Here is a 13,275-nt window from a genome sequence, read left to right on the forward strand (position 1 = left end):
CTACTGCCTGACATTCAATCGCAATGGAGCATCGACATGGCGCATTCCCTGAACAAGCCCTCCGCGGCAACCGGCGTTTCCGGCGCTAACCAGCCGGAGCTCGATACCGAGGAGGTCTGGCAGGCCCGCGCCGATCTGGCGGCCTGCTTTCGCATGGCGGCGCGGCATGGGCTCGAAGAGGGGATCTGCAACCATTTCTCGGCGCTGGTGCCCGGCTATGACGACCTCTTCATCGTCAATCCCTATGGCTATGCCTTCCGCGAACTGACGGCCTCGAAGCTGCTGATCTGCGATTTTCACGGCAACGTCGTCTCGGGCGAGGGCGAGCCGGAGGCGACCGCCTTCTATATTCATGCCCGCATCCACGCCCGCGTTCCGCGCGCCCGCGTTGCCTTCCACACCCACATGCCCTATGCGACGGCGCTGTCGATGACCGAGGGCGAGCCGCTGATCTTCGCCGGCCAGACGGCGCTGAAATTCTACGGCCGCACCGCTTATGACCGCGATTACAACGGCCTGGCGCTGGACGAGCGCGAGGGCGACCGCATCGCCAATGCGATCGGCGACGCCGACATCGTCTTCATGAAGCATCACGGCGTCATGGTGCTGGCACCCAATATCGCCGAAGCCTGGGACGATCTCTACTATCTCGAGCGCGCCTGCCAGGTGCAGACGCTGGCGCTCTCCACCGGCCGCGAGGTCCTGCCGGTCGCCCCCGATATCGCCGAGGCCGCCTACCGCCAGATGCGCGAGGGCGACCCGGAATCGGCGCGGCTGCATCTGGAGGCGATCAAGCGCATGCTGGACGCCGAGGAGCCAGAGTACCGCAATTGAGGATTGTTGGCATTTTATTAAACATGTAATCAATCTCTCCTGGGGATGGCGCGTCCTTTTCCGCTTCGAGACGTTTACCGATCGAAGCGGAAGGAAAAACGGGCATGGAGAAATCAACGCGCATTGTTCTGGTGGTCGAGGACGAACCGCTTGTTCGGCTCAACATCGCGGATGCACTCGAGGATGCCGGCTTTATCGTCCTGGAGGCGGCAAGCGTCCTGGAAGCGGTAGGCCTTCTCGGTCGGTACGATGACGTGGCTGCCGTTTTCACCGATGTGGACATGCCGGGCGGGCTGAACGGGCTTGATCTGGCGCGGCTTGTCGACGGCTGCTCGCGCGCGATCGGCATCGTCGTCACTTCGGGGCGTAATGTGCCGACACAATCGCTGCCGGGCAGGGCACATTTCCTGCCTAAACCCTACAATCTCGATGTCGCCGTCTCAATGATCGATCAGGCCACGGATGAAACCGCATTGCGAGAGGTTCGCCAGTCGCAGGGACGCGCGTGAGGAGCAGCCGGATGGCAGCTGACGTAACGTTATGCAATGGGGAAATTCACCGAAAAATCAGCATCATATAACTGACAACGAAGAGAGAAGTGGCACGCCCTAGGGGAGTCGAACCCCTCTTCCCAGAATGAAAATCTGGTGTCCTAACCGATAGACGAAGGGCGCTTCCTTCGTGGTGGCGCCCTTATAATCAGGCACTTGGATTCCCGCAAGCGGCAAAACGCATAAAAATGGCGATGTGCTGATCTTTTCCCTATCCGTTTGATAGTTAATGACTATTTTCAGCGTTTGGCGATGCGTCGATCCTGTCCGGGCCGTGGATGTCGGCCTCTTCTCAAGCGCGAACCTCGAACACCATGTTGAACGGCGTTTCGGTGGCGCGGTGGAAATGCTTGAAGCCGGCGTCGAGCGCCACCTTGCGCAATCGCGTTTCGCCGGCCTGCGCCCCGAGCGCCAGTCCGACCTCCTGCGACATCGAGGCGGGCGTGCAGATCATCGTCGAGGCGCCGTAATAGACACGGCCGACAGGGTTGAGATTGTCCTTGAGGTGATCATGCGCGAAGGGCTCGACGATCATCCAGGTGCCGCCCGGCGCAAGCGTTTCCTTCACATGCTTTCCGGCGCCAACGGGATCGCCCATGTCGTGCAGGCAATCGAACATGGCGACGAGATCGTAGCGCCCGGCCGGGAAGCTCGCGGCCGAGGCCTGCTCGAAGCTAACCCGATCGGCAACGCCGGCCTCCTTGGCCGCGATCCGGGCGCGTTCGATCGACGGCATGTGATAGTCGTAGCCGACGAAGCGCGAGGCGGGATAGGCCTGCGCCATCAGGATGGTCGAACTGCCATGGCCGCAGCCGACATCGGCCACCTTGGCGCCGGCCTTCAGCTTGTTCTCGACGCCATCGAGCGCCGGTATCCACTCGGTGACAAGGCTGTTGTTATAGCCGGTGCGGAAGAAGCGTTCGGTGCCACGAAACAGGCAGTTGCTATGCTCGTGCCAGCCGAGCCCCTTGCCGGTGCGGAAGGCATCGGCCACCTTCGGCTCATCCGTCCACATCGCCTGCACCAGCTGGAACGCGCCGGTGAAGAAGGCAGGGCTGTCCTCGTCGGCGAAGACGAGTGCTTGCTCCGGTGTCAGCCGGAAGCGGTCGGTCTTCTCGTCATAGGTCAGATAGTCGGCGGCGGCGAGCGCCGACAGCCATTCGCGCAGATAGCGCTCCTTGACCGCCGTCTTCTCTGACAGCTCTGACGCGGTCACAGGCTCGCCGTCGCTCATCGCCTTGAACAGTCCGACGTCGTCGCCGAGCACCACCAGGGAGCCGGATACGGCGGCGCCGATATCGCCGACCAGCCGGCCGACGAGGGCATCCACTTTTTGCATGTCGGGTTGGCGCATGTCATCCTCCATAAAAATGCAGGGAAGAACCAGCGGCGCGACTATACACCCGCTCACGGTCGCGTGAAAGGACGGCGGAGTAGGGGGCGATGGTAGTGTTGAGCCTAAGCGTGGCGGCTGCGAGCTACGCGGATTGGTGTCACGCAATATTCGCGCAACCATCGAAAAAGCCGCGTTGACAACAAAATGCGCCGGGATAAGAGTGGCTTAGCCTGCATATTAGGCTTTGGAGGAATGACCATGATCAAGCATCTGACAATTCTTGCCTCTGTTTCCCTGCTCGGCGCGCTCGCCTTCGCCACACCGTCCTCGGCGCTCTCGATGAAAGAGTGCAGCGCCAAGTACAAGTCGGCGCAGGCGGATGGTTCCGCCAAGGACATGAAGTGGAACGACTTCCGCAAGGCGCAGTGCGGCCCGGATGCGACCGCTGAGCCGGACGTTACGATGGCAACCGGCGCCGAGCCTGAAAAGCCGACGATGGACGCTCCCAAGGGCGTGACCTTCCCGACGGCGATTGCTCCCAAATACGCCAAGGAAACCCCCGGCAAGGGCCGCATGCACACCTGCGTCGATTCCTACCACACCAACAAGGACGCCAACACGCTGAACGGCCTGAAGTGGATCCAGAAGGGCGGCGGCTTCTACAGCCTCTGCAATGCCAAGCTGAAGGGCTGATTTCGGCATTTTATGTTGGTGTAAGGCACCATCAGAAACGCTAGAAACAGAAAACCCGCCGCGGCCTTCGCCCGGCGGGTTTTCATTGAGCGTCGCTGTCGCAGACCTAGTGCAGGATCTGGCTGAGGAAGAGCTTGGTGCGCTCGTGCTGCGGATTGTCGAAGAACTCGGCCGGCGAGTTCTGTTCGACGATCTGGCCCTGGTCCATGAAGATGACGCGGTTGGCGACCTGGCGAGCGAAGCCCATTTCGTGGGTCACGCACAGCATCGTCATGCCTTCCTCGGCAAGACCGACCATAGTGTCGAGCACTTCCTTGATCATTTCGGGGTCGAGTGCCGAGGTCGGCTCGTCGAACAGCATGATCTTCGGGTTCATGCAAAGCGAGCGGGCGATCGCCACGCGCTGCTGCTGGCCGCCGGAGAGCTGGCCCGGATACTTGTTGGCCTGCTCGGGGATCTTGACGCGCTTGAGGAAATGCATGGCGATTTCTTCGGCCTGCTTCTTCGGCATCTTGCGCACCCAGATCGGCGCCAGCGTGCAGTTCTCCAGGATCGTCAGGTGCGGGAAGAGGTTGAAGTGCTGGAAGACCATGCCGACTTCGCGGCGCACTTCGTCGATCTTCTTCAGGTCGTTGGTCAGTTCCGTGCCATCGACGATGATCTGGCCCTTCTGGTGTTCTTCCAGACGGTTGATGCAGCGGATCATCGTCGACTTTCCGGAGCCCGAAGGGCCGGCGATGACGATGCGCTCGCCGCGCATGACCTTCAGATTGATGTCGCGCAGCACGTGGAAGTCACCGTACCACTTGTTCATGCCGATGATCTCGATGGCAACATCGGTTGCCGACACGGTCATCTTTTTGGGTTGGGCTTCAGCCATGATTTTTCCCCTTGCTCTTATCGTTTGTGGCCAGTGTCGAGGTGGCGTTCCATGAAGTTTGAATAGCGTGACATGCCGAAGCAGAAAAGCCAGAAAACGAAGCCCGCGAAGATCAGGCCGGTCAAAGGCGTCACGGCACTTGCCCAGTTGGCGTCCGAGAAGTTCAGGCGCACGATACCGAGCAGGTCGAACATTCCGATGATCGACACCAGTGATGTGTCCTTGAAGGTGCCGATGAAAGTGTTGACGATGCTGGGGATAACCAGCTTGATCGCCTGCGGCATGATCACGAGCCGGGTCTTTTGCCAATAGCCAAGGCCCAGCGAATCCGCCCCCTCGAACTGTCCCTTCGGAATGGCCTGCAGGCCGCCGCGGATGACTTCGGCCATATAGGCTGAGGTGAAGATCGACACCCCGATCAGGGCGCGCAGCAGCTTGTCCACGGTCCAGCCGGTCGGCAGGAACAGCGGCAGCATGACGCTTGCCATGAACAGAACGGTAATCAGCGGCACGCCGCGGATGATCTCGATGAACGCCACGCAGACCATGCGGATAACCGGCATCTTGGAGCGCCGCCCAAGCGCCAGCATGATGCCGAACGGGAAGGACACCGCAATCGCCACGAAGGACAGGATCAGGGTGACCATCAGGCCGCCCCAGAGCGATGTCTCGACCACTTCAAGACCGAAGCCGCCGTAGAGCAGCCAGAACGAAAGGATCGGCAGCACGATGAAGAGCAGGATGGCGTTGAGGCCCTTGCGCGGCACCGACGGGATGAGCATCGGCACGAGCAGCAGCACGAACAGAATACCGACGATGGTCGGGCGCCAGCGATCGTTAAGAGGATAGCGCCCAAACAGGAACTGGTCATACTTGGCTTGTACAAAAGCCCAGCAGGCACCGCTCCAGCCATCCGGTTGGACGCCGCCCTGCACGGTAGTGGCGCAGAACGTGCGGTCCGGACCCGTCCACACCGCTTGGACGAAGAGCCAGTTGACGATGTGCGGCACCGCCCAAGCGAGCAGCGCCAGCGCCAGGATCGTCATCACGACGTCTTTAGGTGTGGCAAGCAGGTTCTTGCGGATCCAGGCGTTGGCGCCCTTTTCGCCCGCGGGGGCGGGTTCGGGAGCCAGGATTTCGGTTCGGACGAACGATTGATTGGATACCGACATCTTATCTCTCCACCAGAGCCATCTTGGCGTTGAACCAGTTCATGAACAGGGAGGTGAGGATGCTGAGCCCGAGGTAGACGATGCCCCAGATGCAGACGATCTCGATGGCCTGACCGCTTTGGTTCATGATCGTGCCGCCGACGGCGACGAGGTCGGAAAAACCGATGGCGATCGCCAGCGACGAGTTCTTCGTCAGGTTGAGGTACTGGCTGGTCAGCGGCGGGATGATGATACGCATCGCCTGCGGCACGACGACGAGACGCGTGACGCTGGACGGATGTAGCCCGAGCGCGCCGGCAGCTTCCGACTGGCCCTTTGCGACGCCGCGGATGCCGCCGCGCACGATCTCGGCGATGAACGAGGCGGTATAGAATGACAGCGCCAGGAACAGCGACATGAATTCCGGGCCGACGACGGAGCCGCCGGTGAGGTTGAATTTGCCGGCAACAGGAACATCGAACGACATCGGCATGCCGGTTGCGAGGAATGCAAGGATCGGCAAGCCGACGATCAGACCGATCGATACCCAGATCGTGTGGAACGGCTGGCCGGTTGCCGCCTGACGCTTGTGCGCCCAGCGTGCGATGAAGACCACCGCTATGATGGCGATCACGAAAGCCGCCAGCACGGCCAGCATGCCGTTCTCGAAGATCGGGCGAGGGAAGGCCAGGCCGCGATTGTTGAGGAACATGCTGAACGGCAGATGCAGCGATTCACGCGGCTGCGGCAGTACTGCAAGGACGCCCGAATACCAGAAGAAGATGACCAGCAGCGGCGGGATGTTGCGGAACAGTTCGACATAGACGGTGCAAAGCTTGGCGATCAGCCAGTTGTGCGACAGGCGCCCGATGCCGACGATGAAGCCGATGATCGTTGCCGTGATGATGCCTGCAATGGCCACCAGCATCGTGTTCAGAATGCCGACGACAAGCGCGCGCCCATACGTCGAATCGCTGGAATAGGGAATGAGTGATTGGCCGACTTCGAAACCGGCGCGGCCGCGCAGGAAGCCGAAGCCCGAGGCCGTGTTGCTGCGCGCCAGATTGGCTGCGGTGTTGTGGGCAATCCACCAGACGAGGCCAACGAGGACCACGATGGTCAGGACCTGGAAGAAGTATCCCCGATACTTCGGGTCGTACATGGCTGAGCGGAAGCTCCAGCCGGTTTCGGATATGGGTGTGGTGTGAGCCGCCTCTTGCTGCGCCATGCCGAGCCTTTCCCCTGTGTGCCCCTTTTAGGGCTTTTCTTTTTTGGAAGACGGAAAGGCGGCTTGGTCGCCTTTCCGGGCTTTCATATGGGGCCGATTAGCGGACCGGAGGTGCGTACTGGATGCCGCCCTTGTTCCACAGCGCGTTCAGGCCGCGAGCGATCTTCAGCGGGCTACCCTGGCCGATGTTGCGCTCGAAGATTTCGCCGTAGTTGCCGACGCCCTTGATGACGTTTGCAGCCCAGTCGTTGGTGAGACCGAGATCGGTGCCGATCTTGGTGTCAGCCTCGGAGCCGAGGAAGCGCTTGATATCTGGGTTCGGCGAGTTCTTCATCTCGTCGACGTTGGCCTGGGTAATGCCGAATTCCTCGGCATTGATCAGCGCGTAAGCCGTCCAGGAAACGATGTCGAACCACTGGTCGTCGCCCTGGCGAACGGCCGGGCCAAGCGGCTCCTTGGAGATGATCTCAGGCAGGATCATGTGCTCGTCGGGGTTCTTCAGCGTCAGACGCAGAGAGTAGAGGCCGGACTGGTCGGTGGTGTAGACGTCGCAACGGCCCGAATCATAGGCTGCGTTGACTTCTTCGAGCTTTTCGAAAACCACCGGATTGTACTGCAGGTTGTTAGCCTTGAAGTAGTCGGCGAGGTTGAGCTCGGTCGTGGTGCCGGACTGTACGCAGATGGCAGCGCCCGAGAGTTCGAGAGCCGACTTCACGTTCAGGCTCTTGCGAACCATGAAGCCCTGACCGTCGTAATAGGTGATCGGGCGGAAGTTGAAGCCGAGAGCGGTGTCGCGGTTGATCGTCCACGTCGTGTTACGCGACAGAACGTCGATTTCGCCGGACTGCAGCGCCGTGAAGCGCTCCTTGGCGTTGGTCGGCGTGTACTTCACCTTGGTCGGATCGCCGAAGACGGCGGATGCAACGGCCTTGCAGAAATCGACGTCGAAACCGGCCCAGTTGCCGGAAGCGTCAGGTGCCGCGAAACCGGTCAGGCCGGTGTTGACGCCGCACTGAACGAACCCTTTTGCCTTTACGTCCCCAAGCGTTGTCGCCGAAGCTGCCGAAGCGCCAAGTGCGAAGACTGCTGCGCCAATGGCGACCGACAGAAGCTTAATCTTCATTTTTCCCAACCTTTTTTCCGTTATCTTTTGTTTATTGTGGGAGCATCCGCAGAAGCATGCAGACCCCCCAAGCGACCCGACACCCTCCCGGCGCGAGTTGGTCTATCACAGTCGGAAATGTCACTACGGTCAAGTCTCGCGCCACAAGATTGCGTGATATTTCGGCAATTTGCTGAGCGGGGCTCACAAAATGAGCAATTGATTACCCAAAAGGCAGTGTTTGGCGAAAAAAATCGCGTAAACTCACTGATATATCTGGATAATTGCCGTACCGACCGGTTCTGTTCGTCGACTTTACGTTACGTGAGCGGGGTTGACCCCGCCTCGGGACAGGTCCAAGAGTTCCGCAAAGAGCGTTCATTCCAAAGGCTTAATTAGCATGACAGATAGAGACGGCCTGCTTCAAAACGCCGGCATCAATACCCGCCTTTCGCATATCGGCAATGACCCTTCCGACTATCATGGCTTCGTCAATCCGCCCGTCGTGCATGCGTCCACGGTGCTGTTTCCCAATGCCAAGGCGATGGACCAGCGGGCGCAGAAATACACCTATGGAACGCGCGGAACGCCGACCACCGACGCTCTTTGCGAAGCGATCGACGCGCTTGAGGGATCGGCCGGGACGATCCTCGTTCCATCTGGTCTTGCCGCCGTCACCGTGCCGTTCCTGGCTTTCCTGTCGTCGGGCGATCATGCGCTGGTCGTCGATTCGGTCTATGGCCCGACGCGCCATTTCTGCGACACGATGCTGAAGCGCCTCGGCGTTTCCGTCGAATATTACGATCCGGCGATCGGCGTCGGCATCGAAACGCTGATCAAGCCCAACACCAAGCTGGTGCACACCGAGGCGCCGGGCTCCAACACCTTCGAGATGCAGGATATCCCGGCCATTGCCGCGATCGCCCACAAGCATGGCGCGGTGGTGACGATGGACAATACCTGGGCGACACCCGTCTATTTCCGACCGCTCGACTACGGCGTCGATATCTCGATCCACGCGGCGACGAAATATCCGTCCGGTCACTCCGATATCCTGATGGGCACGGTTTCGGCCAATGCCAAGCATTGGGAGCAGCTGCACGAGGCCAACATCACGCTCGGCATCTGCGGCGCGCCTGACGATGCCTACCAGATCCTGCGCGGCCTGCGCACCATGGGCGTCCGCCTCGAGCGCCACTACGAAAGCGCGCTCACCATCGCCAAATGGCTGGAAGGCCACGAAGACGTGGCGGCCGTGCTGCATCCGGCGCTGCCGAGCTTCCCGGGCCACGAGCTCTGGAAGCGCGACTTCAAGGGTGCCAGCGGCATCTTCTCCTTCGTGCTGAAGGCCGATGGCCCGGCCGCCTTCAAGCCGAAGGCGCATGCCTTCCTCGATGCGCTGAGGATCTTCGGTCTCGGCTGGTCCTGGGGTGGCTTCGAAAGCCTGGCGGTCCACGTCAACCTGAACGACCGCCGCGTCACCAAGGCGCCGACCGAGGGTCCGGTGATCCGCCTTCAGATCGGTCTGGAGGACGTCGCCGATATCAAGCTCGATATCGAGCGCGGCTTCGCGGCCGCCAAGGCGGTCTGATCAGCGGCGCTGTCAGTCCATGGCGCGATAAGCGTAGATCCAGTCAAGATCCGCCGCGAGACTTTGCGGCGGCTTCAGAGAGAGAACGATATCACGCCCGATCCGGAACGGACCGCGGGCGTGATAGACGAACTGGTTGAAAGCGCCGCGTTGGCGCAGCCGGTTCACGCGCGGCACGCGATGCGCCTCGAACAGCGGCAGCGCCTCGGCGGCAGGGCGCTTGGCCAGGAACGAAGCCAGTTCATAGGCGTCTTCGATCGCCATCGCGGCACCCTGTGCGGCAAACGGCATCATCGCATGCGCCGCATCACCGATCAGCACCGTATCGCGGCCGTTCTGCCACTTGCCGCGCGTGGCCTCGTAAAGCGGCCAGAAGGTCATCTCGCCGGATTTTTCGAACAGCGACAGAAGCGCCGGGTTCCACCGCGAGAAGCGGGCGAGCAACTGTTGGCGCTGCGCCTGCGTCGGCTGCGCCAGCCATTCGCGCGTAGCGGCATGGCCAGTCGTGATCGCCACCATGTTGAAGCTGTCGGTTTCTCGCAGCGGATAGGCGACCAGATGCGCCGATGGCCCGAGAAAGGCCGAAACACTCTCGCGGTTGAGGATACCCCGCGCATCAGCCGCCGAGACGGTGAAGCGATAGGCGATGTTGCCGGAAAAGCGCGAGGAGGGGCTGTCGGCGACAAGATCGCGCGTCTTCGACCAGACGCCATCGGCGCCGATGATTACACCGCCCGCGCGGGCGATCGCGGCGATATCGCCGCTTTCGATGCGCGAGCCGAGATGAAGCGTGCAGAGCGGATTGTCTTTGACTGCGGCAAGGAGCGCGGCTTGCAGGCTGGTGCGATGCAGCACCCCGTAGGGCGCCTCCCAGCGCGCGCGGGCGGCGGGACCCGATGGCACGGCGGCCAGTTCATGCAAAGACGTGCCGGAGATCAGGCGAATGCTGCCCGGTTCGAGCCAGATCGGCGTCAACAGGTCGAGAACGCCGAGCTTGTCGAGGATGCGCGACGCGTTGGGCGACATCTGCAGCCCGGCGCCCACCTCGGTCAGTTCAGGCGCCTGCTCGAAGATCTCCGAGCGAATGCCATGCCTGGCAAGCGCCAGCGCCGCCGTCAGACCAGCGACGCCCGCTCCGATAATAGCGGCATGTTCGACCGACATGGTCGATCCAATCTGTGTTTCGGTGAATTAAGCGACGTGTGAGTTAGGCGACCTGGAAATGGAAGACGCAACCGGCCGGGTTCGTCTGGGTGGCCTTCAGCGCGCCGTTGAAGCGGTAGAGGGTCGAGCAGTAGGAACAGACCTTCTCGTTCTCGTCGCCCATGTCGATGAAGATATGCGGGTGGTCGTAGGGAACGGAGGCGCCGGTGCACATGAATTCCTTCACGCCGACTTCGATGACACGATGTCCGCCGTCGTTCTGGAAGTGAGGGATATTGTGACCGGCCATGAGGGATCTCCGAATGCCTTTGAAAACGTGCGCACCTTATAGTGCGTCACCGGAAATGTGTCGAGCCAAAGGAGAGGGGCGCCCGATAGTTTTTGGAGGCGCTTTTCGGCCGTGCTTTTTGATTGGGGCAGGGGTTCCCGTCCGCGGCCCGATAAAATATGGTCCCGGCAAAACAGGACTGCCCCGATGAACTTGAATACGCCTGCCTTTTCGTCCTTCGTGCACGACGGCCTCAACCTTTCCTATTTCGACGAGGGAAATCCCGAGGGACCGCCGGTGCTGCTCATCCACGGCTTCGCCTCGACCGCCAGCGTCAACTGGGTCTACCCGGGCTGGCTGAAAACGCTGGGCGAGGCCGGATACCGGGTGATCGCCATGGACAACAGGGGCCACGGCGCAAGCGACAAGCCGCATGATTCCGAAGCCTATCGCCCCTGGATCATGGCAGCTGATTCCATCGCGCTGCTCGATCATCTCGGCATTCAGGAAGCCAACCTCATCGGCTATTCGATGGGCGCGCGCATCTCGGTCTTCGCGGCGCTCAGCAGGCCCGATCGCGTCCGTTCGCTGGTGCTCGGCGGCCTCGGAATCGGCATGACCGATGGTGTCGGCGATTGGGACCCGATCGCCGATGCGCTTCTCGCGCCGTCGATTGATGGCGTCACCCATGCCCGCGGCCGCATGTTCCGCGCCTTCGCCGAGCAGACGAAGAGCGACCGCCAGGCGCTCGCCGCCTGCATCAGGGGCTCGCGCGATCTGGTCGAACGAAGCGACATGGCAAAGATCGAGGCGCCGACGCTGGTCGCCGTCGGAACCAAGGACGACATCGCCGGTTCTCCGCAGGAGCTGGCGGCGCTGATGCCCGACGCCCGCGCGCTCGATATCCCCGGCCGCGACCACATGCTTGCAGTCGGCGACAAGGTGTTCAAGGCGGCCGTTCTTGACTTTTACGCGGAGCTCTCCGCCCGGTGACATCAGGGGCGGGCGCGCAAGGGCGATCGTTCACCAAAATGCGGAAATAGCGAAAAGCTGTTTCCGCCGCCCCATTTATATCAGCCGGATTTTGCCCTATATAGGGTGACACTCAGGCGCAAATGCCCGGCGCCGATCGACGGATCCAGCCGGAATACTCGGTCTGAATACAATGCCCGGATGGAGTGCCATTCGGAAGACAAGGAGACCTCGATGGTCGCGAAGTCAGACATTCGTCCTCTTGAGCCCCAAGGTTCGCTCAAGGCGATGGACCCGATCTGGGATAGCCTGCGCGAGGAAGCGCGTCTTGCCGCCGAAGCCGATCCGGTGCTGGCGGCATTTCTGTATTCGACCGTGCTCAACCATCGCTCGCTCGAGGAATGCGTGATCTACCGCATCTGCGAGCGCCTCGATCATCCTGACATGCAGGCAATCCTGCTGCGCCAGACCTTCGACCAGATGCTGGCCGACTGGCCGGAATGGGGCGCCATCCTGCGCGTCGACATCCAGGCCGTTTACGACCGCGATCCGGCATGCCTGCGCTTCATGGAAGCGCTGCTCTATTTCAAGGGTTTCCACGCGCTGCAGACCCATCGTCTCGCGCACTGGCTACTCAATCGCGGCCGTCGTGATCTGGCGCTCTACCTGCAGAGCCGCTCGTCGAGCGTCTTCCAGACCGATATCAACCCGGCCGCTCGTATCGGCCGCGGCATCTTCCTCGATCACGCCACCGGCCTCGTCGTCGGCGAAACCGCCGTCATCGGCGACAACGTCTCGATCCTGCACGGCGTCACGCTCGGCGGCACCGGCAAGGAGGGGGCCGATCGTCATCCGAAGATCGCCAGCGGCGTCTTGATCGGTGCCGGCGCCAAGATCCTCGGCAATATCGAGATCGGTCATTGCTCGCGCATCGCGGCCGGCTCCGTCGTGCTGAAGGCGGTGCCGCCGAAGACGACGGTCGCGGGCGTACCCGCCAAGGTGGTCGGCACGGCCGGCTGTTCGGAACCATCCCGGCTCATGGATCAGGTGATCATCGACCAAGTGATCGTGGACCAGGTGATGGGCGCCGACATTTAGGCGCTTTCGCGTCGCTGATCGCGACAACATGGCCTGGAGAACGGCGGGAAAGCGGTGTCACAACCGGCTCCGCGCCTTTACAGGCCCAACTTTCCCATGCAAAAAGCGGCCATTGAGACCGCTCAGGAGATGCAGTGTGAAGCCCGAAGAAATCAAGAAACTCGACGCCTATTTCAAACGCACGTTCAACCCGGAAATGATCGTCAAGGCACGTCCGCGCAAGAACGACTCCGCTGAAGTCTACATGGGCGAGGAATTTCTGGGCGTCGTCTACATCGATGACGAGGACGGCGACCGCTCGTACAACTTCTCGATGGCGATCCTCGACGTCGATCTCTGATCCGGTCGCGAGGTCCTTCTCGCACCGATTGTGCCTGGGCCGCGGCGTCGCGGCCTGGCCGAAATTG

General features: G+C 61.4%; 14 protein-coding genes and 1 tRNA gene. 7 read left to right on the forward strand and 8 right to left on the reverse strand.

All coding sequences use genetic code 11. The features are described from left to right. The first annotated feature begins 36 nt into the window (after nt 1–36). The gene (locus AC1DOG_RS15155) at nt 37–834 is read left to right on the forward strand and encodes an aldolase (RefSeq protein WP_477929109.1); all 798 of its coding nucleotides are present in this window, start codon (nt 37–39) and stop codon (nt 832–834) included. Between the two features lie 104 nt (nt 835–938). After that, entirely contained in the window at nt 939–1,343 is a 405-nt protein-coding gene (locus tag AC1DOG_RS15160) for a response regulator (RefSeq protein ID WP_477929111.1), read from the forward strand. Between the two features lie 90 nt (nt 1,344–1,433). Here AC1DOG_RS15160 and AC1DOG_RS15165 read toward each other — a convergent pair. Both AC1DOG_RS15165 and AC1DOG_RS15170 read right to left on the reverse strand, forming a co-directional pair. Further along, nucleotides 1,434–1,508, reverse strand: a tRNA-Glu gene (locus tag AC1DOG_RS15165). A gap of 169 nt (nt 1,509–1,677) precedes the next feature. After that, on the reverse strand, nt 1,678–2,739 hold the full coding sequence (locus AC1DOG_RS15170) for a class I SAM-dependent methyltransferase (RefSeq protein WP_477929113.1): 1,062 nt from the start codon (nt 2,737–2,739) through the stop codon (nt 1,678–1,680). Between the two features lie 240 nt (nt 2,740–2,979). Between AC1DOG_RS15170 and AC1DOG_RS15175 the strand changes: the two genes are divergently transcribed. Continuing rightward, complete coding sequence (locus AC1DOG_RS15175; protein WP_018900032.1) at nt 2,980–3,414, forward strand: hypothetical protein; 435 nt, start codon at nt 2,980–2,982, stop codon at nt 3,412–3,414. 106 nt (nt 3,415–3,520) lie between these two features. Here the strand turns inward: AC1DOG_RS15175 and AC1DOG_RS15180 are convergent, their stop codons facing one another. From AC1DOG_RS15180 to AC1DOG_RS15195, 4 genes are all read right to left on the reverse strand, one after another. Then, complete coding sequence (locus tag AC1DOG_RS15180; protein ID WP_018900031.1) at nt 3,521–4,294, reverse strand: amino acid ABC transporter ATP-binding protein; 774 nt, start codon at nt 4,292–4,294, stop codon at nt 3,521–3,523. A gap of 17 nt (nt 4,295–4,311) precedes the next feature. After that, complete coding sequence (locus AC1DOG_RS15185; RefSeq protein ID WP_477929116.1) at nt 4,312–5,466, reverse strand: amino acid ABC transporter permease; 1,155 nt, start codon at nt 5,464–5,466, stop codon at nt 4,312–4,314. Nucleotide 5,467: 1 nt separating this feature from the next. Next, nucleotides 5,468–6,673 (reverse strand): amino acid ABC transporter permease, encoded by a 1,206-nt coding sequence (locus tag AC1DOG_RS15190; RefSeq protein ID WP_477929118.1) that lies wholly within the window; start codon nt 6,671–6,673, stop codon nt 5,468–5,470. 97 nt (nt 6,674–6,770) lie between these two features. After that, nucleotides 6,771–7,796 (reverse strand): amino acid ABC transporter substrate-binding protein, encoded by a 1,026-nt coding sequence (locus tag AC1DOG_RS15195; protein ID WP_018900028.1) that lies wholly within the window; start codon nt 7,794–7,796, stop codon nt 6,771–6,773. A gap of 379 nt (nt 7,797–8,175) precedes the next feature. On the opposite strand from AC1DOG_RS15195, the gene AC1DOG_RS15200 reads away from it, so the two are divergent. Next, nucleotides 8,176–9,366: a cystathionine beta-lyase gene (locus AC1DOG_RS15200; protein WP_477929120.1), complete on the forward strand. Its 1,191-nt coding sequence runs from the start codon at nt 8,176–8,178 to the stop codon at nt 9,364–9,366. 12 nt (nt 9,367–9,378) lie between these two features. Here the strand turns inward: AC1DOG_RS15200 and AC1DOG_RS15205 are convergent, their stop codons facing one another. Both AC1DOG_RS15205 and AC1DOG_RS15210 read right to left on the reverse strand, forming a co-directional pair. Then, nucleotides 9,379–10,530: an FAD-dependent monooxygenase gene (locus tag AC1DOG_RS15205; protein WP_477929122.1), complete on the reverse strand. Its 1,152-nt coding sequence runs from the start codon at nt 10,528–10,530 to the stop codon at nt 9,379–9,381. A gap of 43 nt (nt 10,531–10,573) precedes the next feature. Beyond that, complete coding sequence (locus AC1DOG_RS15210; protein WP_018900025.1) at nt 10,574–10,819, reverse strand: zinc-finger domain-containing protein; 246 nt, start codon at nt 10,817–10,819, stop codon at nt 10,574–10,576. Between the two features lie 186 nt (nt 10,820–11,005). Here AC1DOG_RS15210 and AC1DOG_RS15215 point away from each other — a divergent pair, with 186 nt between their 5' ends. The 3 genes from AC1DOG_RS15215 (at nt 11,006) to AC1DOG_RS15225 (ending at nt 13,208) form a co-directional block, all read left to right on the forward strand. After that, nucleotides 11,006–11,791, forward strand: a complete 786-nt coding sequence (locus AC1DOG_RS15215; protein WP_477929125.1) for an alpha/beta fold hydrolase — start codon at nt 11,006–11,008, stop codon at nt 11,789–11,791. A 213-nt stretch (nt 11,792–12,004) separates the two neighbouring features. Next, on the forward strand, nt 12,005–12,868 hold the full coding sequence (gene cysE, locus AC1DOG_RS15220) for a serine O-acetyltransferase (RefSeq protein WP_477929127.1): 864 nt from the start codon (nt 12,005–12,007) through the stop codon (nt 12,866–12,868). Between the two features lie 136 nt (nt 12,869–13,004). Next, nucleotides 13,005–13,208 (forward strand): DUF3126 family protein, encoded by a 204-nt coding sequence (locus AC1DOG_RS15225; protein WP_018900022.1) that lies wholly within the window; start codon nt 13,005–13,007, stop codon nt 13,206–13,208. The last annotated feature ends 67 nt before the right edge of the window (nt 13,209–13,275 follow it).

This window comes from Rhizobium sp. 01N48 (assembly GCF_056399145.1).

What these genes read in the sequence shown, in the direction of transcription:
- AC1DOG_RS15205 (WP_477929122.1), bottom strand. Translation starts at nt 10,530, where the DNA reads ATGTCGGTCGAACATGCCGCTATTATCGGAGCGGGCGTCGCTGGTCTG.
- AC1DOG_RS15210 (WP_018900025.1), bottom strand. Translation starts at nt 10,819, where the DNA reads ATGGCCGGTCACAATATCCCTCACTTCCAGAACGACGGCGGACATCGT.
- AC1DOG_RS15200 (WP_477929120.1), top strand. Translation starts at nt 8,176, where the DNA reads ATGACAGATAGAGACGGCCTGCTTCAAAACGCCGGCATCAATACCCGC.
- AC1DOG_RS15195 (WP_018900028.1), bottom strand. Translation starts at nt 7,796, where the DNA reads ATGAAGATTAAGCTTCTGTCGGTCGCCATTGGCGCAGCAGTCTTCGCA.
- cysE (WP_477929127.1), top strand. Translation starts at nt 12,005, where the DNA reads ATGGTCGCGAAGTCAGACATTCGTCCTCTTGAGCCCCAAGGTTCGCTC.
- AC1DOG_RS15215 (WP_477929125.1), top strand. Translation starts at nt 11,006, where the DNA reads ATGAACTTGAATACGCCTGCCTTTTCGTCCTTCGTGCACGACGGCCTC.
- AC1DOG_RS15180 (WP_018900031.1), bottom strand. Translation starts at nt 4,294, where the DNA reads ATGGCTGAAGCCCAACCCAAAAAGATGACCGTGTCGGCAACCGATGTT.
- AC1DOG_RS15190 (WP_477929118.1), bottom strand. Translation starts at nt 6,673, where the DNA reads ATGGCGCAGCAAGAGGCGGCTCACACCACACCCATATCCGAAACCGGC.
- AC1DOG_RS15185 (WP_477929116.1), bottom strand. Translation starts at nt 5,466, where the DNA reads ATGTCGGTATCCAATCAATCGTTCGTCCGAACCGAAATCCTGGCTCCC.
- AC1DOG_RS15175 (WP_018900032.1), top strand. Translation starts at nt 2,980, where the DNA reads ATGATCAAGCATCTGACAATTCTTGCCTCTGTTTCCCTGCTCGGCGCG.
- AC1DOG_RS15160 (WP_477929111.1), top strand. Translation starts at nt 939, where the DNA reads ATGGAGAAATCAACGCGCATTGTTCTGGTGGTCGAGGACGAACCGCTT.
- AC1DOG_RS15170 (WP_477929113.1), bottom strand. Translation starts at nt 2,739, where the DNA reads ATGCGCCAACCCGACATGCAAAAAGTGGATGCCCTCGTCGGCCGGCTG.
- AC1DOG_RS15155 (WP_477929109.1), top strand. Translation starts at nt 37, where the DNA reads ATGGCGCATTCCCTGAACAAGCCCTCCGCGGCAACCGGCGTTTCCGGC.